At 56.8% G+C, this 26,250-nt stretch carries 26 protein-coding genes and 4 pseudogenes; 12 read left to right on the top strand and 18 right to left on the bottom strand.

Annotation, left to right across the window (positions count from 1 at the left end):
• Positions 1-12: 12 nt before the first annotated feature.
• Positions 13-891 carry a methyl-accepting chemotaxis protein gene (locus tag LOY68_RS32380; protein WP_413787207.1) on the top strand — a complete coding sequence of 293 codons (879 nt, stop codon included), beginning with the start codon at positions 13-15 and terminating at the stop codon, positions 889-891.
• Positions 892-1,002: 111 nt separating this feature from the next.
• A complete protein-coding gene (locus LOY68_RS24380; protein WP_265040441.1) occupies positions 1,003-1,443 on the top strand; it encodes a hypothetical protein in 441 nt (146 codons plus the stop codon).
• A gap of 247 nt (positions 1,444-1,690) precedes the next feature.
• On the opposite strand, the gene LOY68_RS24375 is transcribed toward LOY68_RS24380, so the two are convergent.
• Both LOY68_RS24375 and LOY68_RS24370 read right to left on the bottom strand, forming a co-directional pair.
• Complete coding sequence (locus LOY68_RS24375; protein WP_265040440.1) at positions 1,691-1,996, bottom strand: PepSY domain-containing protein; 306 nt, start codon at positions 1,994-1,996, stop codon at positions 1,691-1,693.
• A gap of 218 nt (positions 1,997-2,214) precedes the next feature.
• The gene (locus LOY68_RS24370) at positions 2,215-3,342 is read right to left on the bottom strand and encodes a glycerophosphodiester phosphodiesterase (RefSeq protein ID WP_265040438.1); all 1,128 of its coding nucleotides are present in this window, start codon (positions 3,340-3,342) and stop codon (positions 2,215-2,217) included.
• Positions 3,343-3,577: 235 nt separating this feature from the next.
• Between LOY68_RS24370 and LOY68_RS24365 the strand changes: the two genes are divergently transcribed.
• Positions 3,578-3,904: a DUF2025 family protein gene (locus LOY68_RS24365; protein ID WP_265040437.1), complete on the top strand. Its 327-nt coding sequence runs from the start codon at positions 3,578-3,580 to the stop codon at positions 3,902-3,904.
• A 125-nt stretch (positions 3,905-4,029) separates the two neighbouring features.
• On the opposite strand, the gene LOY68_RS24360 is transcribed toward LOY68_RS24365, so the two are convergent.
• Positions 4,030-4,353, bottom strand: coding sequence for an antibiotic biosynthesis monooxygenase family protein (locus LOY68_RS24360; RefSeq protein ID WP_265040435.1), 324 nt, complete (start codon positions 4,351-4,353; stop codon positions 4,030-4,032).
• Entirely contained in the window at positions 4,350-5,057 is a 708-nt protein-coding gene (locus LOY68_RS24355; protein WP_265040433.1) for a CTP synthase, read from the bottom strand. The genes LOY68_RS24360 and LOY68_RS24355 overlap by 4 nt, the downstream gene beginning before the upstream one ends.
• 15 nt (positions 5,058-5,072) lie before the next feature.
• On the opposite strand from LOY68_RS24355, the gene LOY68_RS24350 reads away from it, so the two are divergent.
• The gene (locus tag LOY68_RS24350) at positions 5,073-6,014 is read left to right on the top strand and encodes a LysR family transcriptional regulator (RefSeq protein WP_265040431.1); all 942 of its coding nucleotides are present in this window, start codon (positions 5,073-5,075) and stop codon (positions 6,012-6,014) included.
• On the opposite strand, the gene LOY68_RS24345 is transcribed toward LOY68_RS24350, so the two are convergent.
• The 5 genes and pseudogenes from LOY68_RS24345 to LOY68_RS24330 all read right to left on the bottom strand — a co-directional run bounded on the left by LOY68_RS24345 (position 6,011) and on the right by LOY68_RS24330 (position 10,134).
• Positions 6,011-6,559, bottom strand: coding sequence for a DUF1003 domain-containing protein (locus LOY68_RS24345; protein ID WP_265040430.1), 549 nt, complete (start codon positions 6,557-6,559; stop codon positions 6,011-6,013). The two genes, LOY68_RS24350 and LOY68_RS24345, sit on opposite strands and share 4 nt — an antisense overlap.
• A 217-nt stretch (positions 6,560-6,776) precedes the next feature.
• A pseudogene (locus LOY68_RS32375) lies at positions 6,777-7,214 on the bottom strand (methyl-accepting chemotaxis protein); the annotation flags it as partial.
• Between the two features lie 114 nt (positions 7,215-7,328).
• Positions 7,329-8,006: pseudogene (locus LOY68_RS32370) on the bottom strand (PAS domain-containing protein); the annotation flags it as partial.
• Positions 8,007-8,289: 283 nt separating this feature from the next.
• Positions 8,290-9,366: a diguanylate cyclase gene (locus tag LOY68_RS24335; RefSeq protein ID WP_265045829.1), complete on the bottom strand. Its 1,077-nt coding sequence runs from the start codon at positions 9,364-9,366 to the stop codon at positions 8,290-8,292.
• A gap of 159 nt (positions 9,367-9,525) precedes the next feature.
• The gene (locus tag LOY68_RS24330) at positions 9,526-10,134 is read right to left on the bottom strand and encodes a TetR/AcrR family transcriptional regulator (protein ID WP_265040428.1); all 609 of its coding nucleotides are present in this window, start codon (positions 10,132-10,134) and stop codon (positions 9,526-9,528) included.
• 216 nt (positions 10,135-10,350) lie between these two features.
• Between LOY68_RS24330 and LOY68_RS24325 the strand changes: the two genes are divergently transcribed.
• Both LOY68_RS24325 and LOY68_RS24320 read left to right on the top strand, forming a co-directional pair.
• Positions 10,351-11,427 carry an MBL fold metallo-hydrolase gene (locus LOY68_RS24325; protein WP_265040426.1) on the top strand — a complete coding sequence of 359 codons (1,077 nt, stop codon included), beginning with the start codon at positions 10,351-10,353 and terminating at the stop codon, positions 11,425-11,427.
• 112 nt (positions 11,428-11,539) lie between these two features.
• Positions 11,540-13,075, top strand: coding sequence for an amidase family protein (locus tag LOY68_RS24320; protein WP_265040424.1), 1,536 nt, complete (start codon positions 11,540-11,542; stop codon positions 13,073-13,075).
• Between the two features lie 65 nt (positions 13,076-13,140).
• Here LOY68_RS24320 and LOY68_RS24315 read toward each other — a convergent pair whose 3' ends face one another.
• Positions 13,141-13,458: a helix-turn-helix domain-containing protein gene (locus LOY68_RS24315; RefSeq protein ID WP_054613790.1), complete on the bottom strand. Its 318-nt coding sequence runs from the start codon at positions 13,456-13,458 to the stop codon at positions 13,141-13,143.
• A 93-nt stretch (positions 13,459-13,551) separates the two neighbouring features.
• A complete protein-coding gene (locus LOY68_RS24310; protein ID WP_265040423.1) occupies positions 13,552-14,319 on the bottom strand; it encodes an AraC family transcriptional regulator in 768 nt (255 codons plus the stop codon).
• A gap of 111 nt (positions 14,320-14,430) precedes the next feature.
• Between LOY68_RS24310 and LOY68_RS24305 the strand changes: the two genes are divergently transcribed.
• The 6 genes and pseudogenes from LOY68_RS24305 to LOY68_RS24280 all read left to right on the top strand — a co-directional run bounded on the left by LOY68_RS24305 (position 14,431) and on the right by LOY68_RS24280 (position 20,777).
• Positions 14,431-15,240 carry a sulfite exporter TauE/SafE family protein gene (locus LOY68_RS24305; RefSeq protein ID WP_265040421.1) on the top strand — a complete coding sequence of 270 codons (810 nt, stop codon included), beginning with the start codon at positions 14,431-14,433 and terminating at the stop codon, positions 15,238-15,240.
• 26 nt (positions 15,241-15,266) lie between these two features.
• Positions 15,267-15,947 (top strand): DUF6933 domain-containing protein, encoded by a 681-nt coding sequence (locus tag LOY68_RS24300; RefSeq protein WP_163912714.1) that lies wholly within the window; start codon positions 15,267-15,269, stop codon positions 15,945-15,947.
• Positions 15,948-16,041: 94 nt separating this feature from the next.
• Complete coding sequence (locus LOY68_RS24295; RefSeq protein ID WP_265040419.1) at positions 16,042-17,199, top strand: hypothetical protein; 1,158 nt, start codon at positions 16,042-16,044, stop codon at positions 17,197-17,199.
• A gap of 36 nt (positions 17,200-17,235) precedes the next feature.
• On the top strand, positions 17,236-18,408 hold the full coding sequence (locus tag LOY68_RS24290) for a hypothetical protein (RefSeq protein ID WP_265040417.1): 1,173 nt from the start codon (positions 17,236-17,238) through the stop codon (positions 18,406-18,408).
• Positions 18,409-18,442: 34 nt separating this feature from the next.
• On the top strand, positions 18,443-19,549 hold the full coding sequence (locus tag LOY68_RS24285) for a hypothetical protein (RefSeq protein ID WP_265040415.1): 1,107 nt from the start codon (positions 18,443-18,445) through the stop codon (positions 19,547-19,549).
• A 44-nt stretch (positions 19,550-19,593) separates the two neighbouring features.
• Positions 19,594-20,777, top strand: a pseudogene (locus tag LOY68_RS24280) (hypothetical protein).
• 3 nt (positions 20,778-20,780) lie between these two features.
• Here LOY68_RS24280 and LOY68_RS24275 read toward each other — a convergent pair.
• The 7 genes and pseudogenes from LOY68_RS24275 to LOY68_RS24245 all read right to left on the bottom strand — a co-directional run bounded on the left by LOY68_RS24275 (position 20,781) and on the right by LOY68_RS24245 (position 26,228).
• Positions 20,781-21,764, bottom strand: coding sequence for a hypothetical protein (locus LOY68_RS24275; RefSeq protein ID WP_265040414.1), 984 nt, complete (start codon positions 21,762-21,764; stop codon positions 20,781-20,783).
• A 55-nt stretch (positions 21,765-21,819) separates the two neighbouring features.
• The gene (locus tag LOY68_RS24270; RefSeq protein ID WP_239512062.1) at positions 21,820-22,158 is read right to left on the bottom strand and encodes a hypothetical protein; all 339 of its coding nucleotides are present in this window, start codon (positions 22,156-22,158) and stop codon (positions 21,820-21,822) included.
• A 95-nt stretch (positions 22,159-22,253) separates the two neighbouring features.
• A complete protein-coding gene (locus LOY68_RS24265; protein WP_265040412.1) occupies positions 22,254-22,949 on the bottom strand; it encodes an HNH endonuclease in 696 nt (231 codons plus the stop codon).
• Positions 22,950-23,069: 120 nt separating this feature from the next.
• Positions 23,070-23,603: a Bro-N domain-containing protein gene (locus LOY68_RS24260; protein ID WP_054613800.1), complete on the bottom strand. Its 534-nt coding sequence runs from the start codon at positions 23,601-23,603 to the stop codon at positions 23,070-23,072.
• A gap of 379 nt (positions 23,604-23,982) precedes the next feature.
• Positions 23,983-25,233, bottom strand: coding sequence for a ribonucleotide-diphosphate reductase subunit beta (locus LOY68_RS24255; RefSeq protein ID WP_054044782.1), 1,251 nt, complete (start codon positions 25,231-25,233; stop codon positions 23,983-23,985).
• 510 nt (positions 25,234-25,743) lie between these two features.
• Positions 25,744-25,938 (bottom strand): annotated as a pseudogene (locus LOY68_RS24250) (hypothetical protein); the annotation flags it as partial.
• A gap of 26 nt (positions 25,939-25,964) precedes the next feature.
• Positions 25,965-26,228 (bottom strand): DUF2790 domain-containing protein, encoded by a 264-nt coding sequence (locus LOY68_RS24245; protein WP_163912730.1) that lies wholly within the window; start codon positions 26,226-26,228, stop codon positions 25,965-25,967.
• Between the last annotated feature and the right edge of the window lie 22 nt (positions 26,229-26,250).

Below are 26,250 nucleotides of genomic sequence, written 5' to 3'. Positions count from 1 at the left end.
GGCAAACTGGCCATGGCCGCCAACACCTTGCGCGATTTTCTCGCCGAAACTTTCACCCGCTTGCAGCGCAGCGCCAAGGATCTGGACAGCGCCAGCGGCGAGTTGAACGCTATCGCCGGCCTGATGGCCAGTGGCACCAACGAGCAGTTCAGCCGCACCGATCAGGTGGCCACGGCAATGAACGAAATGTCCGCCACCGCCCAAGAAGTGGCGCGTCATGCCGCCGACGCGGCACGTGCCGCCGATGATGCTGATCAGTCGGCCCAGCAAGGCGAGAAGGTCATGCAGGGCACCATTCACACCATCACCCAGATGCGCGGCGAAATCACCAATACCGCCACCGTCATCCGTCGTCTGGAAACCGACAGCGGCCGCATCGGCAAGGTGCTGGAAGTGATTCGCGGCATCGCCGAGCAGACCAATTTGCTGGCGCTCAATGCGGCGATCGAAGCGGCCCGTGCCGGTGAAGCGGGGCGCGGTTTTGCCGTGGTGGCCGACGAAGTACGCAGCCTGGCCCAGCGCACGGCGGCATCGATCATCGAGATCAACCAGATCATCCAGACCGTGCAAACCGGTGCGGTGGACGCGGCTCAAGCCATCGAAAGCGGTCAGTCGCGCAGCGAAGAAAGCGTCGCGCAAGTGACCGAGGCCGGCGCCATGCTGGAGCGTATTACCCATGCCGTGGAAGCCATTCGTGACATGAACCGCCAGATTGCCACCGCCGCCGAAGAACAGACCTCGGTGGCCGAAGACATCTCACGCAACCTGACCGAGATCACCACGATTGCCAGCACCAACCTGGACAACGTGCAGCGCACCGAAGCGGCGAGCCACAACCTGCATGGCTTGTCGGGGCAGTTGAATGAAGTGACGGCGCGCCTCAGCGCATAACGGAAAAGGCTTTGTATCGGTTCGCTTACCGAGCCGGTACACAGTCGATCTCAAGTGCGGCCAACCGATGTCGATGATGGACTTAACCTGAACCCACATAGGATGAGTCCCATGGTCAGCATCACCTCTGTCACGATCAATCAAACCCTGTCGACGCCGACGAGCAAAACCTCGATCAGCGACGGCACCGAAGACACCACCTCCGCCACTGCCAGCACCACAGATTCCAGCGATACCACCAAGGCATCTGGCGGTGCTGCGCCCGCTGGCGGCGGTAGCAGTTCAAGCAGCAGTTCTGAATCCGACACGGTGAAAGAGTTGCGCAAGCAGATCGCCGAGCTGCAAAAGCAATTGCAGGAGGAACAGCAGCAACTGCAAGCGGCCCAGGCCAAGCAGGAAAGCGCTGATGCGAAAGCTGCCTCTGTCGCGGCGGTTCAGTCGCAGATCTCGACCACGTCCGGCTCGTTGCAGACCGCCACGGCGGCGTTGTTGCAGGCGTTGCAGGATGAGGGGGGCAGCACGGCCGGGTCGGTGGTGAGTACGACGGCTTGAAAATCTGAGGACATAAAAAAACGCACGATCCGAAAATCGTGCGTTCTTTGAATCATCGCAAAACCCTGTGGGAGCGGGCAAGCCCGCTCCCACAGGGGATTGCGGTGATTATGTATCAAACCTGTAGGAGCAAAGCTTGCTCGCGAAAGCGGTGGGTCAGCTTGCATCGATGTCGGATGTGCCGCCGTCTTCGCGAGCAAGCTTTGCTCCTACAGGGATTGCGGTGTCCTACAGGGGATTGCGGGGATCAGGTGTCTTGCTTGTTGCTCAGGACTTTGCCGGTGGCGGCATCGAAATCCACGTCCCATTCAACGCCTTGAGCGTCGCGCAGTTCGACTTCGTATTCGTAGCCGTTGAAGTGGTTGTCCAGATCGGTGTCGGTGATGGTCGCACCCGGATGCAGTTTCAGGGCAGCCTGGTTCAATTCTTCCAGAGGCTTGATCTTGCCGCTTTTGACCAGCTCAGGGATCTGGTCGACGCGTACATCGGCCTGGGCGATGCCAGCCGAGAGGGTCAGGGCAGCGGCGGTGAACAGGGCAGTCAGGGTTTTCATAAGCTTCTTTCCTTGGGTGATCTGTTTAAGTGGGCTCAGGTTATCCAGCGCAACTTAATTCACCCTTAAATTCAGCGGTGATCGCTAAAAGCATTCGCGAGCAAGCCCGCTCCCACACTGGATCGCTTGTGTACACAGATTCTGTGAACAACTGCAATCCAATGTGGGAGCGAGCCTGCTCGCGAAGAAGTCGACGCGGTGCCGCTATCGGCTACAGATCAGTAACCGTTGTTCTGCAGCAATTGCGCAACAGTCCCCGCCGCCGGACGTTTGTAGAACTTCAGCAGTTCGCTGGCGCGGTTGGTGAAGATGCCGTCGACGCCGGCGTCCATCATTTTCTGGTAATCCACGGCATCATCGATGGTGTAGACGTGCACCAGCATGCCCTGATCGTGGGTGTACTGGTTCATCCATGGCTTGACCAGGTCCGAGTAGCTTTGATCGCCGCCCTTGGTCAGCGCCGCCGAGGGACCGGTGCCGATTGCGCCCTGGGACTTGGCGTACTCGACCCATTGCTGGAATTCGGCTTTGTCTTTCGGCTCTTGCTTGGCGTAGTAAGTGGCTTTGTCCTTGTCGCCGGATTCGGCGAAGGTCACTTTGGATTTCGGCTCGATGCTGCCTTCGCCGACCCACAACAACAGGATCTTCGGCACCTTCGGCATTTCTTTTTGCAGCAGTTCGAGGCTGCTCTTCTCGAACGTTTGCAGCACGACTTTGCCTTTGCCCTGGCCGACCGCCAGTTCGCTCTTCGCCAGTTTCGAACCGGCCGGGCTCAGCCAGCCGCGATCCTGGAGTTTCTCCTTCAGGTCATGTTCGATGCCGGGGAATTGCTTCGGTTCTTTGGTTTCGATGTACAGGCCAGGCTTGTGCAGCGGATTGCTTTCGGCGATGTCGATGATTTCGTCGAGGGTCAGAATCTTCAAGCCAACGTAGGACGGACGCGCGCGATCCGGGTAAGCGGCGTTGAACCAGCTACCGGCATCGAGGGTTTTCAGCTCGCCAATCGTGAACTGGTTGGCCGGGGCGTCTTTACGATCAGGGAACTTGGTGGCGACGTCGGTGGTGCGCTGCAGATTGTTGTCGTGCAGGGCGAACAGCACGCCGTCCTTGCTGCGCTGCAAGTCCATTTCCAAGTAGTCGGCACCCAGATCGCGGGCCAGTTTGTAGGAGGCGGCGGTGGATTCCGGGGCATCAAACGACGCGCCTCGATGGGCAATGACCGCTGGATGCGGGATGCCTAACGTGGTCGCCAGTGCGGTGGGGCTGGGCTGGCCGGCGGCCTGTGCCTGGCCGAGGCCGAGCAGCAGACTCAGCAGCAAGGCGCTCTTGGTGAAGGTAACAGGCATGGTCGAGGTCCTTTCGCAGAGGTTTTCAAAGACGTACCTTTTAACAACTGAACGCTGCGAGCGCTATCGCGAGACCGACATAAACGTGTTTAAAGCGATTTTTTTCAGCGCTTTTGTGCGGTTCTTTGCAGTACTCTTGGCTCCGGCAGTTTCCCCGGCAGAGGGAGATCCCTTCGAAACCTTGCGTGTAAACCATCGATCACCGGTCCCTTTGCGACCTTTTGTGAGGTTTATCATGCGCATCACTTCCCAGCTCATCTGCCAGGCCGCCGACCAACTCAAAGGCTTCGTCGGCCTCAATCGCAAGACCGGTCACTACATCGTGCGTTTCAGCGAAGATTCGTTCGGCATGGACGTGGCCGATGACGGCATTATTCCCACCAGTGAATTCGTCTGGTCACCGGGGCCTGATAAGGCGATGACGCTCAAGCGTGAGTTGATCCAGTTATTGCTGGATCAGAATATTGATGACCGGATCAATGTGACCGAGCCGTTGCGGGTGTATATGAATCGGCGGGAAGTGCCGGAGATTTCGGCGGTTCGGAGTTTGGTTCAGGGTTGAGATTTGTGGTGGCTGTTCTGGCCTCTTCGCGAGCAAGCCCGCTCCCACATTGGATCTGTGGCATTCACAAATCCCCTGTGGGAGCGAGCCTGCTCGCGAAAGCGGTCTCAAAAACACCACATCATTTACCGCTTGAACTCATACGCCCGCTCAACCCGACACACCCGCGTATGGCACTGCGCATACCACGTCGCCCGCCCACGCTCACGAATCGCACTGTGCTCAGGATGATGCTTCCACGCCAGAATCGCCGCTTCACTGACCCAATACGACACGGTAATCCCCAACCCATTCTCGCCCCGGGCCGACTCCACACCGAGGAAACCCGGTTGCTCGCGCGCCAGTTCCAACATGCGCCCGGCCGCCTCGGCGTAACCCTGATCACCGTCGGTGCGCAGGGAGGTGAAGATCACCGCGTAGTAGTGAGGTGACGGCGTGTTGGCCATCATGATTTTTGCCTCGCGCAGGCTTCGACCAATGCGCGAACCAGCGGCGGCAACACGCCCTTGAGCGCGGCACGCTCCGGTTGGAATAGTGTGGCGACGAAGAACGGATGACCTTTGAGTTCCACTGCGCGCAAATCGCCATTCGAATCGTGACCGACGGCGTTGAGTTGCTGGCTCAGCAGGGCCTGCTCGAATTCGGGATTCACCCCGTAGCGGCAGCGATAACCTTCGTGAATCTCGGACTTTTCATACGCCTTGGCGAGCAACGAGCCTTCAACCAGATGAATGCTGTCGACGGCTTCCACTAGCGAACAGGTCAGCGGCGTGAGCAATGCCCGTGCCGCATCGGGAGAAGTCTCGCCATGCTCGGCATCGGCCCAGCCCAGAACGTTGCGGGCATATTCCAGCACCGCGTGTTGAAAACCGCCGCAGGTGCCGAGGAAAGGTCGCTGTTGCTCGCGGGCAAAACGGATCGCCTGTAAAGCGCCGTCGGTGTTGCGATACGGGCTGGCGGGCACGCACCAGAATCCGTCGAAGGTGTTGAATCGGGTAGCAGCGTTGATCTGGTCAGTGGCCAGCCATTGGAATTGCACGTCCAGGCCCGAGTGCTCGGCGGCCATGCCGAGGGCGATGGGGATGGCTTGGTGAGCGGTGACTTGTGGGTCGTAGTCACCGATCAGGGCGATGCGCAGAACAGTGGTTTGCATGAATGTTCCCTGTGCTTGTTGATTCCTGGTGCTCACTATAGATTGGCGTTCACGCACTCAATATTGGCGTTAACCCAATTGATCAATGCACCAACGCACTATCGGCTGGACTACCCGGACCTTGCGCTGATCCTGGCCTTGGTCCGTGGCGGCTCTCTGGCCCGGGCTTCTCAGCTGTTGAAAGTCGATGTGTCGACGGTGTTTCGGGCGGTGCGCCGACTGGAAGCCGCGCTGGGCCAGCAATTGTTCGAAAAGAGCCGTGCCGGTTACTTGCCGACAACCTTGGCGCAATCCCTGGCCGAACAGGCTGAGCGCGCCGAACAGGCGCTGGACGCGGCGCGTATCGGCGTGGAGCAGGGCGGTGAAGTCATCAGCGGCACGGTGCGCCTGACCTGCACCGATTCGGTCCTGCAAGGGTTGCTGCTGCCGGCGCTGGCGCAGTTCATGCCGTCGTATCCGGCGCTGACCATCGAACTCAGCACTTCCAACGACTTCGCCAACCTCAGCCGTCGGGATGCCGACATTGCCCTGCGCCTGACCCGCACACCGCCCGAGCATTTGGTCGGGCGGTGCCTGGCGCAGGTTGCGTATCGAGTCTGCGGCAGTGCGGCTTATCTGAAAAACGTTGATGCCACGGATCTGGCGTCGCTGACCTGGATCGCCCCGGACGACTTCCTGCCCGATCATCCGACCATTGCATGGCGTCGCCAACAATGGCCCGGTGTGGTGCCGGGTTATCGCTGCAACAGCATGTTGTCGGTGACGGAATTGGTGCGGGCGGGACTCGGTGTCGCGGCGTTGCCCGACTTTCTGATCGGCGATGGTTTGCAGGCGTTGACCGGGCCGCTGCAAGGTTGCGACACGGCCCTTTGGTTGCTGACCCGCCCAGACTGTCGCGCCTTGCGCTCGGTAGTGACGCTGTTCGATGAGTTGGGCCAGGCGCTGCGCTTGCCTTAATTCGGCGTCTTGGTTTCGTCCTTGCGCACAAATTGTTGATGCATTTCCGAAGTCAGGTTTTCAATGCGCTCGGTCAGCGCCTTGGTCATTTCGGTGAGGCGAGTGTTCTGTTCCAGCAGTTCCAGCAACTGCGCAGTGTTATGCGCGGCCTGAGCCTGGCGCTCACTGTTGGCGACGGCCAAGGCTTCACGGTGTTGCGCATCGGCGTCGGACTGGGCCTTGTCCCGCGCGGCCTGGCGGGTCTGGGCCAGCAGGATCAACGGCGCGGCGTAGGCCGATTGCAGGCTGAACGCCAGGTTGAGCAGGATGAACGGGTAGAGGTCGAAGTGCGCCACGCCGAACAGGTTCAGGCAGACCCACAACACCACGATCAGGGTTTGCGCGCCGAGAAACGTCGGCGTGCCGAAGAACCGCGCAAACGCCTCGGCGCGCAGCGCGAACTTGTCGTTGCCGAAGGTCGGCGCGAGGTGAGCGTGCGGGCGGTGGAAGCGCAGGTGATCGACTGGGGCGGCGGCAGGTTTGGTGTCGGACTTGGTTGAATTCATGGTGCGCTCGGCGAGGATTTGGGACTTGGCGTCACTATAGTCCTGCGCGGGCGTTCGTTAGCTGAATCGATGTTGAATGAGAGTCCGCCTTCGCGAGCAAGCTTCGCTCCTACAGAGGATCTGTGAACAACACAAATCCCCTGTAGGAGCGAAGCTTGCTCGCGAATGAGGCGACACGGTCATTTGCCTGGAAAAAAAACCAATCCCCCTCTCAACCTCAACCCGGCGCCCGCTCATTAGCAAACATGCTCACCGCCTGCACCGCATTACTCGCCCCATCACGAATCTGCAGAATCACCGTCCCTGCCTGATTCGCCAGCTCAACCCCCTCAGCCGCCCGATCCCGCGTACCGCCCATGCTCTTGATCGCCTGCCGGGTTTCACTCTGGATCAAACCAATCATGGTCGAAATCTCCGCCGTGGAACCACTGGTCCGCGCCGCCAGTTGCCGAACCTCATCCGCCACCACCGCAAAACCGCGCCCTTGTTCACCCGCCCGGGCCGCTTCGATGGCCGCGTTGAGCGCCAGCAGGTTGGTCTGGTCAGCAATCGCCCTAATCGTATTGACGATGGCGGTGATCTGCTCGGAGCGCTCGCCGAGTTGGGCGATCAAGGTCGAAGACTCTTCGATATTGGCCGCGATTTCACGCATCTCGCTGGCCGCCTGCTGGATCACCTGCGTGCCTTGTTCCGCGACTTTTCGTGTCTCTACCGAAATGTGATAAGCCTCGGTGGCGCTGCGGGCATCCTGGGCATGTTGTTCGACCCTGGCGGTGACGTCCGAGGCGAATTTCACCACTTTGCACAAACGACCACCGGCGTCATACACCGGGTTGTAGTTGGCTTCAAGCCAGACCGTTTGCCCGCGTTTATCGACGCGCTCGAACTGGCCATTAAACAACTCGCCCTGATTGAGCCGGCGCCAGAAGTCCTGATACGCGCCGCTGTTCGCCAGTTCCGGGGTGCAGAAGATTCGATGATGTTTGCCCTTGAGCTCGGCCAGGCTGTAACCCATGCGGCTCAGGAAATTCTGATTGGCCGTGATGATGCTGCCGTCCAGATTGAACTCGATCACCGCCATGGCGCGGTCGACGGCCTGCAACTTGGCGTTGCATTCGCTTTCATGTTGCACCCGGGCCGTCACGTCCATGGCGTACTTCACCACTGACACCACCTGGCCCGAGGCATCCTTGACCGGGTTGTAACTGGCCTCCAGCCAGATCGACTGCCCCTTGCTGTTGATCCGCTCGAAAGTGCCCGACTCGAACTGGCCGCTTTTCAGGCGCGACCACAGTTGGGCGTACTGGCTGCTGCGAGCGAATTCCGCGGTGCAGAACTGGCGATGATGTTTGCCCAGCACTTGATCGCGTTCATAGCCCAGGGTCTTTAGAAAGTTGTCATTGGCGCGCAACACGACGCCATCAAGATCGAACTCGATCACCGCCATGGAGCGATCAATCGCGTCCAAAAGGCCGGTTTGACTGGCAACAGTGTGCTGGAGTGCTTCAAGGGCGGATTTGTGGCGATTGAATAGCATGGTGGCAGCGCTCAACAAGAAGGGGGGAACAACCAAGGAGTCATCCCTATTCCTGCGCCTGCAGGCCGAAGACCAAGGCTATCTTCGGCGTTGTCTGCTCAATGTCAGCGGTCCCTGGCTGACAGCTCGATACTTATACAAAACTTCATAAACTTGTACAAGAAGTCGATTTTATGACTGCTTGTACAAGTTTTCAGGCGGACATACGCTTGGTTGAGCCGCCGCTTGAAGAGCCCGACGCCACGCTGATCTTGTTGCGCCCGGTGTTTTTTGCAGTGTAGAGGGCTTTATCGGCGTCGTTGAGCCAGGCAATCGCATCGGTAAACACGGTTTGGTAGGTGGCCAGTCCAATGCTCAGCTTGATGCGCAGCTCGGGCACATGCGGGTGGCGATACTCATTGAGCACTTCGCGCAAGCGTTCCATGACTTCCCAGGCTTGATGCAACGACAGGTTGGGCAGGATCACGCAAAATTCGTCGCCACCATAACGGCCGGCCAGATCAAGTTCACTCAGGTTGCGCCGGAGTTCAAAGCTCATTTGACGCAGCACCGTATCGCCGACGATATGCCCGTAGGTGTCGTTGATTGCCTTGAAGTGGTCGATGTCGATCAACGCAATCACCGACGCCACGTGGTTTTGCCGGCACTGCTGGAACTTGACGTGCAACAGGTCCTTCCACGCGCCGTGGTTGAGCAGGCCGGTCAAACTGTCGGTACGGCTCAAGGCGCTCAGGGCGCGTTTGTGCTCGGAGAGTTTGAACGCCAGTCGATAACACACCATCCCCACCGCCAACGGGTAAATGGTCAGCGACGGTATGCAGGCCCAGACCTGGATCGGCGTGGCCGTCGGCGTAAACGCCGGGCCGAATACCAGCCAGGCAATGCCGACGCCGACTATTTGCGCCAGGGCGCCCTGCAGAAACAACCTCGGGCCACCCGCCGCGACATTGTTCATCGTCATCATGGAAAGAATGGTGACGGTCACGATCGGGTTGAACTGAACGGCCGCAGCCCAGAAACCGCCGCACAGCGAATCGCCGATGATATTGCGACGTTCAGCCTGATAGGGATAGGGCGAGCGGGAAGCCACCTGATAGGCGAAATGCGGCCAGACGAATCCATTGAGCAGCATCAGGATCCAGACCCAGCCCGGCATGTTCAGCGGATACAGCGCAGCGGTCACACAGATACAGCCAATGCCCAGTCCGACGGTTCTGGGCATGTAGATGCGTCGGGCAAACGAAAGGCCCTTGCCGCGTTGGTTTTCCATAATTCCCTGCGCCAGTTTCATTCTGAAACACTTTGCCGTGTTTTATTCAGAGCTACCGTTCATCGGTAATGCGGCAGACATTGTCATTTATTCCAACAGGAATAATCAGTGTCCTTGGGAGCCATATTACGAGGGGCGAGGGCGTGGCAGAGACTCGATCTAGAGCTGATAGCAGGCCAAAAACATGTCCAGTGCCGACTCGACGACCGTGCTTTGTACATCCGGGGAAAGACCGGTCTGGCCCATGGAAATCTGCGGCCAGAATGCGAAGGACTTGAGCAGCCCCTGGACCTGCTGCGCGGCAAAATCCGGGGCGACCGGTTTCAGTCGGCCGTCGGCCTGGGCCGCGCGTATCCACAGGGTCAGGCCTTCTTCACGTTCACCCATGCGGGTGATCATGTTCTGCGCGCGTTCGGGGGAATGGATGGTGGCGGCAATCGCCACCCGCGCCAGATCGAGAAAGTTGTTGTCGCCCATCATCTGCACTTTCGCGAGCAGGATCTGACGCAGCTGATCGCGCAGTGGCAGGTCAGGGCGGTAGGACGCTTCCTGTTCGCCCGTCACCCGCGCCCACAATTGATTAAGGATTTCAGCGAACAACTCTTCCTTGCTCGGGAAGTGGTTGTACACCGTGCGCTTCGACACCTCAGCAGTGGCGGCGATCTTGTCCATGCTGGTGATCTCGAAACCGTTGGCACGGAATTCGGTAATCGCCGCCTGGATGATGGCTTCGCGTTTTCGGTCGGTGAGGCGCTGTGGAGCTGTCATAAGTACGCTTCGGCAGGAAAAAGTGGAGAGTTACACTCGGCAGTTTACTTGTGATCGCGTTTGATGCAACCTAGAAACTACACTGTGCAGTGTAATGTTCAGTTAATCCTGCCCAGTGAAGAATAGAATCTCCGGCTGATGCGTGCGTGCTTTGGCCATTTATCGTCCCACCGTAGAAAACTGCGAATTGCGCGGTTTTTCTGGAGTCATTCCTTCATGGCCAATTCAAATTCCTCAGTGGAAATCGCCATCCGACCTGAAGCTTCCCGTCAGGTAGAAGGGCATTTCCGAAACCACCAGCCGGTCCAGCGCGAAGGTTTTCGCAAAATGCTGCGCATCATGTGGAACATGATCTTCCACAAACCGCGCAGCACTCGGCCGAGCGCAGCGATCCCGGTACAAACCCTGACCCAGGCTGCGCTGATCGCCGCACCCAACCACAGCGTCTACCGCCTTGGTCATTCCACCGTCCTGCTCAAACTGCGGGACAAGTTCTGGATCACCGACCCGGTCTTCGCCGAGCGCGCCTCGCCCGTGCAATGGGCCGGACCCAAGCGTTTCCACCAGCCGCCGATCAGCCTGGAAGAATTGCCGTCGATTGAAGCGGTGATCCTGTCCCACGATCACTACGATCACCTCGATCATCAGGCCGTGCTCAAACTGGCGGAAAAGACCAAATACTTCCTCACCCCGTTGGGCGTCGGCGACACCTTGATCAAGTGGGGCATCGATGCCAACAAAGTCCGTCAACTGGACTGGTGGCAGGGCACCGAAGTCGATGGCATCCAGTTCATCGCCACACCGTCGCAGCATTTTTCCGGCCGCGGCCTGTTCGATAGCAACAGCACGCTGTGGGCCTCGTGGGTGATGATCGAAGGCAACACCCGCATCTTCTTCAGCGGCGACACCGGCTACTTCGACGGCTTCAAACGCATCGGCGAACAATACGGCCCGTTCGACCTGACCCTGATGGAAACCGGCGCCTACAACGTCGAATGGCCACACGTGCACATGCAACCCGAACAAACCCTGCAAGCCCACATCGACCTCAAGGGCCGCTGGCTGCTCCCGATCCACAACGGCACCTTCGACCTGTCCATGCACGCCTGGTACGAACCCTTCGATCGCATCCTCGCCTTGGCCTGGGAGCGGAATGTCTCGATCAGTACGCCGCAGATGGGTGAGGCGTTCAACGTGATGTACCCGCAGCGTGGTCGCACTTGGTGGTTGGAAATGGAAAATACGACGAAGGAAAAAGGACTTACTGCTTGTAGCGGCTACAAACCTGGATGAGTTTTCCTACGTTCCTGAAGCCTTGTTACTGACAGTCAATTCTTACGACGTCTCGGTAGGCTGGTCACGAGCGAAATGACTCGCTCGTGATTGGTCGTATAAGGACGTATAGATGAACAGTATTTACAAGGGCAGCATGACTGGCCTTGCGCAAGCTTTCCTGCTTGCGGTCGCGGCTTCCGCTTATGGGAACAACGCTATTGCAGCCTCCGCCACGGGCAATGCGCTCGAATACGCGAGCGTCAGCGAACTCTCGGCACAGATGGAACGCAACGAACTGACCTCCGTCGCGCTGGTGAAGCACTTGCAAACGCGCATCGAGACACTGGACAAGCAAGGGCCGGCGATCAGCGCGATCATGGAGCTTAATCCTGAGGCCATCGAGATTGCGACGGCGCTGGACAAGGAACGTGAGGAAGGCAACGTTCGCGGTCCGCTGCACGGGATTCCGGTTCTGCTTAAAGACAACGTCGATACCGCAGACCGCATGCAAACGAGCGCGGGTTCACTGGCTATGGTCGGCCAGCCGGCAGCCAATGACGCATTCATCGTCAAACAGCTTCGTGATGCCGGCGCAGTGATTCTTGGCAAAACCAACATGAGCGAATGGGCCTACGTTCGGGAAACGGGTTTGCCTCATGGCTGGAGTGGTCGAGGCGGCCAAGGGAAAAATCCTCACGTACTGGGCGCCGAAATCTGTGGCTCCAGTTCCGGGTCGGCCGCAGGCGTAGCCGCCGGGTTCGCTCCACTGGCCATTGGCACCGAAACCAATGGCTCGATCACTTGCCCCGCGTCTGCCAATGGCGTGGTCGGTGTCAAGCCGACGCTTGGGTTGTTCAGTCGCTCCGGGATCATTCCGATCACACGCCTGCAAGACACCGCTGGCGCCATGACACGCACCGTTCGTGACGCTGCGCTGATGTTCAACGCCCTGCAGGGTATCGATGCTGCGGATTCCGCAACCAGCGATGCGCCAGTGGGTGTTGATTACACGGCAATGCTCTCTACGGATGCCTTGCAGGGTAAACGGATTGGATATGCCACCGAGTACGTCGGCCCAGGTGGTCCAGCGCTTCGTCCAGGCATCGAATTCCTTACGGCAATGGCGACATTGGAAGAACAGGGCGCCACCTTGGTGCCGCTCACCGTCGAACTGCCGGATATCGGTGATTACTTCAGTGTGCTCATGGCGGGCATGAAGCATGAGTTGCCCGAGTACCTGGCCAATCGCAGCGGATTGTCCATTCAAACTCTTCAAGAGCTGATTGATTTCAATGAACTCAATCCAGGCTCCGAAGGTTACGGCCAACAGTTGCTCAAGGACATCAATGAACTGGACATGAGCCGGGAGCGGGCAGCCGAATTGTTCGCCGTACTCAATGCAGGCTTCCAGCAGGCTATCGATGAGCAACTCACCGCGCACAATCTGGACGCCATGGTTGCCGAAGCCGACGGGTTTGCCCAATTCAGTGTGGCGGTGGCAGGCTACCCGGCCATCACGCTCCCTTCGGGCATCAATGGCGATGACCTGCCAACGTCGCTGTTCTTTTACGGCACGCGCTGGAGTGAACCTAAACTGCTGGCAATGGCTTACAGCTATGAGCAAGCGTCGTTAGAGTTGCAGCACCCGACGTTTAAACAGCAATAAGTCTTGTATCCGGACATTGAATATACGGTGTCACTGGTCCGGTACATGCCCTTTAACGCTCCGGGTTACTCAACCATCGCATAATCCGCCCGCGCCACCGGGTTCGGCGTCGACCCTTTCACATTCATCCCTCGACCCGGTGCGAACCCGGGGAAGAACACCAGCCCCTCCGATTCAAACCGATACGCCAGCGCCAGCCGCGTGACGTCCAGCACATCGCGCTCGGCCTCGAAACGCTCGATGGCGTCCACGGAAACCCCGGATTCCCGAGACAACTCTTCTACGCTCCAACCCAGCATCGCTCGGGCCTGGGCGCTGTGGGCCGGGGTGAATTGGAAGAGGGCGATACGTTCCAGGGTGATTTTCATCGCAAGAGAGGCCATGGTGTTCTCCGGGCTCGAGAGTGCTGATTTAAAATGTACTGTGTTTTTGTACAGTTGTTTTGATCCCGGATCAAACGCATTTTTTGATTTCTGCTATTTCGCCGCAGTCATCCAGACGGACGGTGCCTGCCCCAGCACCCGGCGAAACATCGTCGAGAACGCTGCCGGGCTGTCATAACCGAAATCCAGGGCAATCCGCGTCACCGGCGTTCCCACCGCCAGCCGCGCAAGGGCCAACACCACGCAAGCTTGTTGTCGCCATTGGCTGAAACTCAGGCCGGTCTGTTGGCGGAACAGGCGATTAAAGGTGCGCAGGCTAATGTGCAACTGATCGGCCCAGTGCTGCGGCGCCTGATGGATGTTGGGTTGCTGCAGAAACGTCTGACACAACCCGAGCAATCGTCCTTCGACCGGCAGCGGAATGTGCAACGGCAGATGAGCACTGCGGGCCAACTCGTGCAGCAACAAACTGATCAGCGCACCATCGCGCCCGGCCTCGTCGTAGGTAAGCGGAGCCTCCACAGCCTCCATCAGCAAATGCCGCATCAACGGCGAGACACTGATCACCTGGCAGCGACTCCCCAGATCCACTACCGTCGGCTCGATGTACAAACTCCGTGTACTCACCCCGAGCATCAACACCTCATGGGCCACCCCCGCCGGAATCCAGACTGCCCGCTGCGGCGGCACCACCCAATTGCCGTCGTGGGTGCTGACCTGCATCACCCCCGTCGCGCCGTATAGGAGTTGTGCCCGTCGATGTGTATGACGGGGCAACACATGGCCGTGGGAATAATCCGTACCGATAGCGACCACCGGGCGTGGCGTGTCGTCCAGCAGATTGATCGAAATATTGCGCATTAAGCGGCACTCGTGATTGGCGTAAGCACGAACATTATTGGCTGACTTGCTGAAGCAGGCCAAGCCGCATCGCCCTATCGTCGACAACTCTCCAACGACGGACGATGCGCGATGTTCTATCTCTTATTGACACTCTTCGGCTGCATGACCGGCGTCACGGCCGTGCTGTTCGGGTTCGGCGGCGGCTTCGTCGTGGTGCCGTTGCTCTATCGAATGCTCATGGTCAGCCACGGCGCCGATGATCCCATTGGCCAATCGGCGATGCACATTGCCGTGGCGACGTCGACCTGCGTGATGATCGTCAACGCCGTGATCGCCACCCGAAAGCATCACCGGGCGGGTAATCTCATTCGCGATTACCTCTGGCCGTTAGGTGGGTTCATCGGAGGGGGGGCGATCATCGGCGCCGTCGCCGCGACGTGTGCCGATGGTGAACTGATTCGGTATGCGTTTATCGCCTACCTGGGCATTACGATTCTGGACTGCTTGTTCAGACGCGGTTTTCTCACACAGCCTGATAACCAAATCCCACGGCGGTTGGGGAGGGCGGACGTCTTTGGTGTAGGAATCGGCGCCATCGCAACGTTTCTCGGTGTGGGTGGCAGCGTCATGACTGTGCCGTTGCTCAGACGATGCGGCTTGAGCATGTCGCAAGCAACGTCCATGGCCAATCCATTGAGCTTGCCCGTAGCCCTGGCCGGGACGCTGACTTACATGGCGATGGCCGGGTTCGCCAAGTTTGATTTGGGGGCTTGGTTTATTGGGTATGTGGATGTGTTGTCGTTTGCGATATTGGCGGTGGGGTCGATCATCGGTATGAGGCTGGCTACGCCGTGGATCGGGCGGATACCGGATCGTATTCATGCGTGGGTCTATATCGGTTTGCTGCTTCTAGTGATGCTTGGTATATGGGTTAAATAAGTACACCTAAGTATTGAGAGCCATTAATGTTGATCTTCAACTGCACCGAAGCGGCCAGCCAGTTTTTCAGCCGCGTCCAAAAAGGCAAGGCAGTTACGCCAGTGGATTTCAACCCACCATCATCTACTCCCGAAGAAGATGAGCTGGGTGATTTGGTAGAACAATGGTTGGTCCACGCCATCACGGTTCAACGTAAACATGTGCTGATCGTCATGCACATAGAAACTCGCTATTGCATGATTATCGCGGGCGCGAAAAAGGCTGACGTTGCCGGATTTATCCAGCGCTTCTCCGAGCGCTGGATCTACGGTCTGATGCGTCACGCAACCCAGAACGATCTCTTTCCATGGATCGACGGTGAACTCATGCAACAGCGTTACGAGCTGGCCTGCAGCGAACACGTTTTCTATAAGCGCAGACATCGCAGTGCGCAAAAGCACATCGACGAAATCTCTTGGATCTTCCAGGATTACGCCGCCGAGTGGGGCGAGCTACCGTCGGACGAATACGTCGCTGGCCGTTTCGATGCGCAGATGAATAAATTCCTGCGACTTAATAAAGTCCATAAAGACTATCGTGCGCCAGATGAAGAAATGATCGCTCATTGGTTACGTGCTTACTCCGGCCAGGATGAGCAAGGTGTTCAGGCTGCGTGTGATCGACTTAAAGAAGTGAGGCGCCAGGCCCTGGAGCTGGAACGCAACTGATCGAGAATCATCGTGTCGATTGTTCAACAGCTATTCGCCATAATCCGCGTCCATTACCAGCGAGCACACGCTCGCCTCGTTCAAGGATGATTTGATGTTCAAAGGATTGTTTCGTCTGACTGGCGTTGTCGTACTCCTGTGTTCAACGTTTTCGTCCTCGCTGTGGGCTCAAAACAGCGCTCAGGTGTTCACCGGGACCTTGGGCAAAACGCCGATTGTGCTGGAGATGTACCCCGACACGGGGACCGGTCGTTACTTCTACCAGAAGTACCGCAAGGATCTGGTGCTTAACGGTAAAAAGGAAGGCGCAGCCCTTGTTCTTAATGAGGGTGAAGAGCCTGACGGTGATGACCAGCCGCACCCGACAATTCGCTTGCAGCCCACGCCTGCTGGCTGGTCCGGTGAATGGATCAGCCCTGAAGGGAAAGTGCTGAAGATCGAGTTGGCGCCAGCCAAACTCCCACCGCTACCGGCCAATACTTTGCCCTATCTAGCGCGGCTCCATGATCAGGAACCTTATGAATACCTGCGCCTTCAAGGTCTGAAGCTCAAACAAGGTAAGACAGAGACCTTTAGTAGCTACTCGTTGCAATGGTGGAGTGAGCCGCAAACAAAGTTGGCGATATTTGAAGTCGTTTCCGGCTACACCCCTGAAGCGCGCGATCGCATTAATCAGCGGTTGATGGAACGTTTGTGGCGGGAAGTGGTGGGGTACTACGGGTGTCTCGCTGGCGGCAGCAATACGTCCCTTATCCAAACAGTCAAACCGCTGATGATCACCCCATCGGTTATCAGTGTGAACGTCGAAACCGAGGGTCGCTGTGGCGGCCAGCACCCGGATTACAGCGAGTCTCCCATCAACCTGGATGCCAAAACCGGTAAACCCCTGACATTGGAAGACGTGCTCTGGGTCGGGCAGGGCAAACCACTGCATTACGAAGAGCTGAATGACGACCAGACCCAGGAGGCACAAGCGGCCTATTCCGAGTACCGCACCAATGAACTTGGACCTTGGCTAGTTGAGCAGTTGCATAAGCTTCATCCCGATCAGATACCTGGCAGCGATGAGAACTGCGCTTACGGCGAAGTCATCCGGTGGCAGCTTCCTACTTGGTATTTCACGGAAAAGGGAATCAGGTTAGAGCCTTACTTCTCTCATGCGGAAGCGCCGTGTGGGCATGTGGAATGGAGTGTTTTGCCTTATAGCCTCGTTAAGCAACATCCTGGTGGTGTAGCGCTGCAATTGCCTTGAGGTTGTGTGCTCTTTCAAATATTTAAGGATGCTTTGATGTTCAATGGATTGGGTCGTGTATTTGGCGTTGTCGTCTTGGTGTGTTCAACGTTTTCGACCGCGCTGTGGGCAGAGAACGGCAAATTCGTTTACACCGGTACTTTGGGTAAAACGCCGATTGTACTGGAGGTGAACCGCAACACGGGTGACGGCCGCTACTTCTACCAGAAGTACCGTCAGGATCTGGTGCTCAGCGGCACAAAGGAAGGCGAGGAGTTGGTTCTCAATGAGGGTGAAGAACCTTACGGTGAGGATACGCCGCGTCCGACGATACGCCTGTTGCCCAAATCTGATGGTTGGTCGGGAGAATGGATTAGCCCTCAGGGAAAGGTTTTGAAGATCGAGTTGGAGCAAGCAAAGCTCCCACCGGTTACCGCCGATACCTTGCCCTATCTCGTCAGGCTTCATGATCGAGCTCCGTATGAATACCTGCGTCTGCAAGGTATGAAACTCAAACCAGGCAAGACCGAAACCTTCATGGGTTACGCCTTGCAATGGTGGAGCGAACCACAGACAAAAGTGCAGCTGTTTGAAGTGGTATCCGGCTACAGCACCGAACAACGACAGCGCATCAATGAGCAGTTGATGGGGCGATTGTGGCAAGAAGTGCTGGGCTATTACGGTTGTTTGGGTAATGGCACGAACGCCTACTACGACCAGACGAGCCAGCCATTGTGGATGGCGCCTTCTGTGATGAGTGTCGGTATTTCAAAAGAGTACTTCTGCGGCGGAGCTTACCCGGATCAGGTCAATGATTCGCTGAACCTCGATACCAAAACTGGCACACCTCTTACGCTGGACGATGTTCTGTGGGTAGGGCAGGGCAAGCCACTGCATTTCGAGGATATGTATGACTACGACGAGCCTTCCTCGTCGTCATTCGACGCTTATTCCGAGTATCGCGAAAAAGAGCTGGCGCCGTGGCTAGTGGCTCAACTGGTTAAGCTCTACCCCAATGAAATGACAGTTACCCCTGAGGGTGAGAATGACTGCGGATACGATGGGGCTGATCGTTGGCAATTCCCTTCCTGGTCCTTCGCCAAAAATGGGATCAAATTGGGGCCGTCCTTTCCTCACGTCGCTGCCGTTTGCGGGAATGTTAGCTGGAGCGTTCTGCCCTACAACCTCGTCAAACAACACCCCGGCGGCATAGCGCTGCAATTGCCTTAAGACGGTATGCGATCATTTATCCAAGGATTAGCTGATGTTCAAAGGATTGAGTCGTTTGACTGGCGTTGTCATGCCGGCCTGCCTGGTGATTTCTACTGCGGCGCGGGCAGAGGTGGGCAAGCAGATTTACAGCGGAACACTAGGCTCTTCGCCCATTGTGTTGGAGCTGAACACCGACGATCCCAATGAGGTGAGTGGCCGCTATTTCTATCAAAAATTCCGTAAAGACTTGCTGCTCAGCGGCGCCAAGGACGGCACTGAACTGAACCTCCATGAGAGCCGCGACCTCAACAATCACGGTGCACCGCTTCCCAGTATCCATCTGCGGCCCACACCTCACGGCTGGTCCGGGGAGTGGACCAGCCCCGAAGGTAAAGTCCTGAAGATAGCGCTGGAGCAAGCCAAACTCCCGCCAATTCCGTCCGACACCTTGCCCTACCTCGCCACACTTCATGACACGGCGCCTTACGACTTCCTGCGCCTGCAAGGCATGAAACTCAAACAAGGCAAAACCGAAGTGTTCATGGGCTACACGCTGCAATGGTGGAGCGAGCCGCAATCAAAAATGCAGTTGTTTGAAGTGGTTTCGGGTTACCCCGCGGAACAACGTCGGCGCATCAATCAACAATTGATGGGGCGCTTGTGGCAGCAAGTCGCCAATTTTCACGAGTGCCTCACTGGGTACGGCATGACCAACTACAGCCAAAAGGCAGATCCACTGTGGATATCGCCCTCGGTGCTAAGTGTGAACATCAATGCCGAGACCAATTGCGGTGGTAACTATTCAGATGAGAACGACATGCCGTTCAATCTCGATGCCAAAACCGGCAAGGCCTTGGCACTGGAAGATGTGCTAAGAATCGGTCAGGGCGAGCCGCAAGCATTGGCGCCGTGGCTAGTGGCGCAACTAAGTGCGCTCTATCCCGATGAGGTCACCACAACGACTGATCGTAATGACAGCTGCGCCTATGACGAAGAACAGCCGTGGCGTTCACCGTCCTGGTACTTCACCGACCAAGGCATCAAGTTGCTGCCGTACTTTCCTCACAACGAAACCATGTGTCGAAGCGTGGAATGGAGCGTCCTGCCGTACAACCTGATCAAACAACACCCTGGCGGCGTAACACTGCTATTACCTTGAACTGCACACCGCCATTTCCCGCTCTCTTATCCAAGGAAGATTTGATGTTTAAAGGTCTGTCGCGGCTCGTATCCTGCGCCGCTTTGTTTCTTACGCTGGTCTCAACCGCCCATGCCGAATTCGGCGGGCAGGTGTTCACCGGCACTCTGGGCAAGATGCCGATTGTCGTGGAACTGAATACCCGCGACGCGAGCGAAGTATCCGGCCGCTACTTCTACGAAAAATTCCATCGGGATCTGGAGCTGAGCGGGACGTTGCAGGACAACACCCTCACGCTCAACGAGGGCAAAAATCGCTACGGCGAGGACACGCCCCTGCCAACCCTGAAGCTGAAACAAACCGCAAACGGCTGGCAGGGCGAATGGAAAAGCCCCAAGGGTAAAACCCTTCCAGTGCAGTTGACCGAGGCCAAACTCCCAGCCCCAGCGGCGGACGCCTTGCCCTTCATCGCCGCGCTACCGAAAAGCGATCCTTACGAATATCTGCGCCTGCAAGGGTTGAAGCTCAAGCCTGGCAAGAAAGAAACGTTCATGGGTTACGGTCTGCAATGGTGGAGCGAACCCGAGTCCAAAGCGTCGAATCCGGCTACGCCAAAGCCGATCTGGATCGCGTCAATCAACAACTACTGGGGCGACTCTGGAGCGAGGCCATCGACTATTACGGCTGCCAGTTGAGAGGCGGGGAGAATGCCGAGTTCGAACAAGGCGCCACCCCCACGTTCTTGTCGCCTGATGTGGTCAGCGTGAGCATTTCCATCGGCTACGACTGCGGGGGGGCTCATCCTGATTTCGGCGATTCACCGCTTAATTTCGACGTTCATACCGGTCACAGTCTATCGCTGGAAGATGTGCTGTGGATCGGCGAAGGTAAGCCCCCGCTGCACGCCAATCGCAACGGTGCAGGTGACACGCAATTAGATGCGGCGGAGATCAGAGCGAGGAGCACCTATCAACGGGAGGTAATGGTCCCCTGGCTGGTCAAGCAGTTCACCGCGCTATACCCGGACGAAATGAAAAAACCTGCCGAGGGTGATGAAGACAATTGCGATTACACCGACGAAAGTGTCTGGGGTTACTCAAATTGGCATTTCACCGCGAAGGGTTTGTACTTGGGGGCCTACTTCGCTCGTTACCAACGGGGATGCGACTCGCCGGACTGGTCGGTGCTGCCATACTCGCTGATCAATCAGCACCCTGGAGCGGTAAAAATGGAACTGCCCAAGGGTTAATCCCTACTCCAACCCCAGCGCTTCCCGAACAATAAAGTGATCCAGGTTCTCAATATTCGCACTGAAAACCCCGAACGTCTGTTCGGGGTTTTTCTTGCTTGGCACCTGCTTCAACTCCGGCGTCACGCCATAGAAGAAACAGAACAACTCCTTCCCGCTCTCGATAGCGTGCTTGATCTCTTCCAGGAACGCCTTGCGCTTGCGGTAGTTGTCGATCAGCTTCTTGCTCAAGTAAACATTCACCGAGTACGGCTTCTTCTTCGCCTCGTCCGCCTGCTTGAACCAGACCTTCTGTTCGAAATCGATGCGAAAGCTCTGGGTGTAATCCTTGATTTCCTTGATCTTGCCCCAGTAAATCAGCCCCTTGTTGTCCTGCAAATATTCGATCTTCTTGAAGAACGACCCATAAGGCGCCGTGTGCTCGCCAATCTTCAGCGGCATGCGCTTGAGCAACTCCTTGTCCTCGAAGTTCGACACAAAACACTCCACCGGATGGGCGAAGACACTGGTCTTGTCCGGCGCTGTTTCGCGGCTTGGGTGTTCTGTGTTGCTCGCCGCAGTGGTTGGCTTCGGATCGTCCCGCACCACATCCGCCGCCACCGCCGGGCTCGACGGCTTGCGCACATACTCACGCCGAGTCAGTAACAATTCCGACGGGAAATGCTCCTCGCGACTGTCATCCGTTTCCGCACCGTCGGCCTCAAGCCCCGACGTCGGCGTCTTCAGGCTGACATAAGGACAATCCGCCACATGCCGCGTGCTGGGCGTGTTCTTGAAGTGCGGGGTGCGAACGTAATTCACATTCTTGGCATTGAACGTCGTCAACACATTCGCCGCATCGAACGCCGCTCTGCATGCGTCATTGGGACACTGGAAGTGTTCCTTGGCTGAATCGAACTCCATCGTCTCGTCAAAATTCAAATCCCGCACGTCATAGATCGACAGCTTATCGTCGAGGCTGAGGCAGTAGGCGAGGTCGAATTTCATGATGGGCTCGGGTCCTTGAGTAGGGGAGGGTATTAATAGCGGGAGGCGGGGTGGGTTACCAGTAATGGATCTCGCCACCCAACATCAAGAGCACTGCCATGATTCCTAGGCTTCCAAAACAAAACGGCAGAATGGTAAGTACCAACTGAATCACGATCGCAATTTTAAAACCGCCGGACACGCCATAACGCTTCCAATATAGGGCGTGTAGCACCATCGTTAGTGCGTTCGCCACCCAAACCGCGCCAATCGCCATGATTTCGTTTTTTTGAGCAATACGCAGGGCCATAAGGAGCAGGCCAAAAAAGACGATGAGACAAGAGGCGATCAGGAGTCGGGATTGTCCCGGATTGGTCGAGTCAACGGTTGGTCTTTGCATGCGGTGTTCGTCCATGAGTGTGTTCGAGAGTGCTATCGAGCCACAGTAAATTTTGTCCATAAAATCTGGATGATGAGAGACCAGTGAAGTACTGCTGGAGCAGTTCGCGATTACTCACGCTCCAGCCGCTTCACCCTCGTATAAAGCTCCAAGGTAAAGGCTTCCCTGTCGTTCGAATGATGACAACGTCGATGGCAATTCGGGCAAAGTGCGACGGCATTGCTCGTCCGATCCGAACCTTTCTGCGCCAAATGTTTAACGTGATGGACTTCAAGAAACGGCGACCCGTCTTTCTCAAACGGTGCAGGCTGACCGCAGCCCTCACAGATACCTTTAGCTTCCTGCCGAACCCAGGCTCTGACTTCCGGGTCGCGAATGTAAGCAACTCTGCTGGAAACAGCTTGCTTGGGTTTCAAGATCCCTTTTGGTGTGTTCTCAAACGGCTTCTGCTCAAGAGCAATCGCGCGACGCTCAAGAGTGTCTTCGTCGGCAGACGGTTCAAAGTCGTCAGAGGCAAGTGCTTCGCGAATGCCCCGTTCGACATTGGCGCCTACATTCGTCGCAGGTTTGTATCCCTCAATCCAACTACGCCCCATCCGTTGCAAGACGGTGGATATGTTGCGCATCCGGAACTCAACAGAACCTTCGGTGCGATCTCCCAATGCGCCCTGACGAAGCAAGCGATTCTCTAGCGCTTTATTGAATTTTTGCCCTTTCTGCTCAAGAGCAAGCATCGTCAGATAGGCACCGACTGACGCCTTTATCTCCGCCTCGCTCCAATCTTCGTTCTTCTTTCCAATGTCCATACAATCGCCGAGGGTTGAAAACCCTCGGACGATACTGAGTGGCCATTACGACTGTCTACGAAAATTCCTACAGAAAAGACCGACGCTTCGCTCAATCGGTCCTACAAAGACGCCACCGCACTAACCCACAGATTGCTTCGAAGACTGAAAAGCCTCCACGACCCTCCGCCACCAAGGCTTAACCACCGGCATCCGTCGCCGCGTGCGATTGAGCAGCAGATAAGGCATGTCCCGCAGTCGAATCCAACCTTCATCCTGCCAATGCAACAGACTCAACGACATCTCCGGCCAATCCAACAAACTCAGCATTGGCCGATCAGAGTTCTTCGACTGCCCCGCATCACGCAAGGCTGGCACCACTTGATGCGTCAGCCATTCACGCAATAACCGATTCCCGGGCGCGTAGTGATAGACCAGCAATGCATACACGCCAGACTCGCTGAGCATCAACCGCTTCTCTGGTTGGCCGTGGTAGTCGATAAGCAATGTATGCCGCTGATCCTCGTCCAGTTTGCTGACGACACGATCATTCAGATGAAATCCCATTAAGCGTCCCAGATCGCGGGCACAGAACCATGGCTGGTTTTCTAGGAGGAGGGCGTGAAGATTAAGGTTTTGGCGGATGAAGACTGTGGGGATGAAAGGATCAAGCATGACCGATCTCCGAAAATGCAGGAGCGCGGAATGGTTTTTGAGTGGGCATATCCTTTACCTCTACGAATGAAATTGGACAGAGCCAAAACCCGACGTAGAGGATGTAAGAAATCCCAACAGCAGACTCTTTCACACAAGGTCGCGCAATTGTCTCTGAGACAACGCGTGGGTCTGTGTAAGTAAGTCAGCTTCTACGTTGGGCGTTTCTTAGGCACCTGGATTGAGCTTAGAGGTGCATTGACTTGGCATCAATCGGGAAAGGGCTGGAAGTGCTGTAGGAGTTGTAGCGAAGTGATGTAGGGACGAAAAAGGGTTTCTTCTAAGCAATAAAAAGCCCCGACTAGATCGGGGCTTTCAGGTTTTCGATTAGCCTCAGGAATCAGTCCCAGCTAAGCGCACCACCGGTTTGGTACTCGATCACGCGAGTCTCAAAGAAATTCTTCTCTTTCTTCAAGTCCATAATCTCGCTCATCCAAGGGAACGGATTCGTAGTCCCTGGATACTCTTCCTTCAGACCAATCTGCGACAGACGACGGTTAGCGATAAATTTGAGGTAGTCCTCCATCATCGCCGCATTCATCCCCAACACCCCACGAGGCATGGTATCCCGTGCGTATTCGATCTCCAGCTGAGTCCCCTGCAGAATCATCTGCGAAGCCTCTTCCTTCATCTCAGCATCCCACAAGTGCGGGTTTTCGATTTTGATCTGGTTGATCACGTCGATGCCGAAGTTCAGGTGCATGGATTCGTCGCGCAGGATGTATTGGAACTGCTCGGCGACGCCGGTCATTTTGTTGCGACGGCCCATGGAGAGGATTTGGGTGAAGCCGCAGTAGAAGAAGATGCCTTCCAGGACGCAGTAGTAGGCGATCAGGTTGCGCAGCAATTCTTTGTCGGTTTCGACGGTGCCGGTTTCGAACTTCGGATCGGAAATCGAACGGGTGTACTTCAGGCCCCAGGTGGCTTTTTTCGCGACCGATGGGATCTCGTGGTACATGTTGAAGATCTCGCCTTCATCCATGGCCAGCGATTCGATGCAGTACTGGTAGGCGTGGGTGTGGATCGCTTCTTCGAAAGCCTGGCGCAGGATGTACTGGCGGCATTCCGGGTTGGTGATCAGGCGGTACACGGCCAGGACGAGGTTGTTGGCAACCAGGGAGTCGGCGGTGGAGAAGAAGCCGAGGTTGCGCATGACGATGCGGCGCTCGTCGTCGGTCAGGCCTTCCGGGTCTTTCCAGAGGGCGATGTCGGCGGTCATGTTGACTTCTTGCGGCATCCAGTGGTTTGCGCAACCGTCCAGGTACTTCTGCCAGGCCCAGTCGTACTTGAAAGGTACGAGTTGGTTGAGGTCGGCGCGGCAGTTGATCATGCGCTTTTCATCGACAGCGACACGGGCGGAGGCGCCTTCGAGTTCGGCCAGGCCTTCGGCAACGTCGAGGTTGTCCAAGGCAGCCTTGGCACGAGCGATTGCAGCGGAGTCAGTGGCGGTCACGGCACGCGCTTCTTGGGCGGCAACACCGCCGGCGGTGTCGAGGCGGTCCATGTTGGCTTCAGTCGCGTGGCCGGCGTTTGCGCCTTTTACTGCCACTTCGCCCGTGTCTTCTTTGTCGAATTCGTCCCAGCTCAGCATGACGTGTCGTCTCCTGCGTGAGGGCCAGATTGCCCATGTGATGGTTTGTCACACGGTCGTACTGGCCGCGTTGGATCTAAGGAAAATGTAATTGCAGCTACCGCAGGCAAAAACAGAAATTTTTTACGGTGTCGAGCCGCCGATGGGCGCAGAGGAATGAATCGCTTCTGCGTGGGGCTTCAGACTGGCTGCTTATCCCTGTAAGGGAATATTGCAGGCCCGTTTAACGCCGCATTATAGGGAAAAAAACAGGGCTGTGGTGCGACGAAATGGCACTGAGAACGGACGGCGAGGGCGGTTTTTTGATCGGAGCGAGGGTTTACAGGGCTTTGGCTGGGTATCGCAGTCGCAGTTTTTTTTTCATAATTTTTGGTGGACTGGATTTTTGTTCAAAAAATAGCCAGAAAAACGGGTTTTTCACTATATGTAGTGTTTCAAGAGGCTTTTCGATGGCCCCAGACACAACTAAGCCCGACCGGAGTCGGGCCCTAATGTCGCGTTCAGCGATCAGCTGAGGCGGGCAGCCCCGACGTGATCGGCACCATCGGCGGCGACCTTGGCGGCGCCAACGTGATCAGCACCGGCAGAAGCGACAGGCGCACCGCTGGTAAAAGCCGCCGAGCCGGTGCGGTCGTAGCCATCAGCAGCGAAAGCGCTACCGGCCAGTACGGAAAGGGTCAGGGCGATAATCAGTTTGGTTTTCATATGAATGACTCCAGGTGCGTGGGGGATTAACCGTTAGTGCAGCCATTACCCATGACGCTATAACGCAGGATGTGGCGTTGACCTTTGGAGTCGTCGTATTCCATTTTCATCGGAACCACTTCGCACACATTCGGGACTTCGCTCATGGACACGATGTTGGCGATGTCCAGATGGGTGGAGTACGTGTATTCCTCTACTGCGGGTTGTTGCTGCGCGACATCAGTCGGAACCTCGTCTGCCATGGCGGTTGCGCACAGACTGCTGAGGGCCAGAACTAATAAAGCTTTCATTTCAAATTTACCTTTCTAAAGT

This window comes from Pseudomonas sp. B21-053 (genome assembly GCF_026016365.1).
Lineage (GTDB): Bacteria > Pseudomonadota > Gammaproteobacteria > Pseudomonadales > Pseudomonadaceae > Aquipseudomonas > Aquipseudomonas nunensis.
Note: the sequence above shows the minus strand (reverse complement) of the source record. Positions and strands in the feature narration are given on the sequence as shown.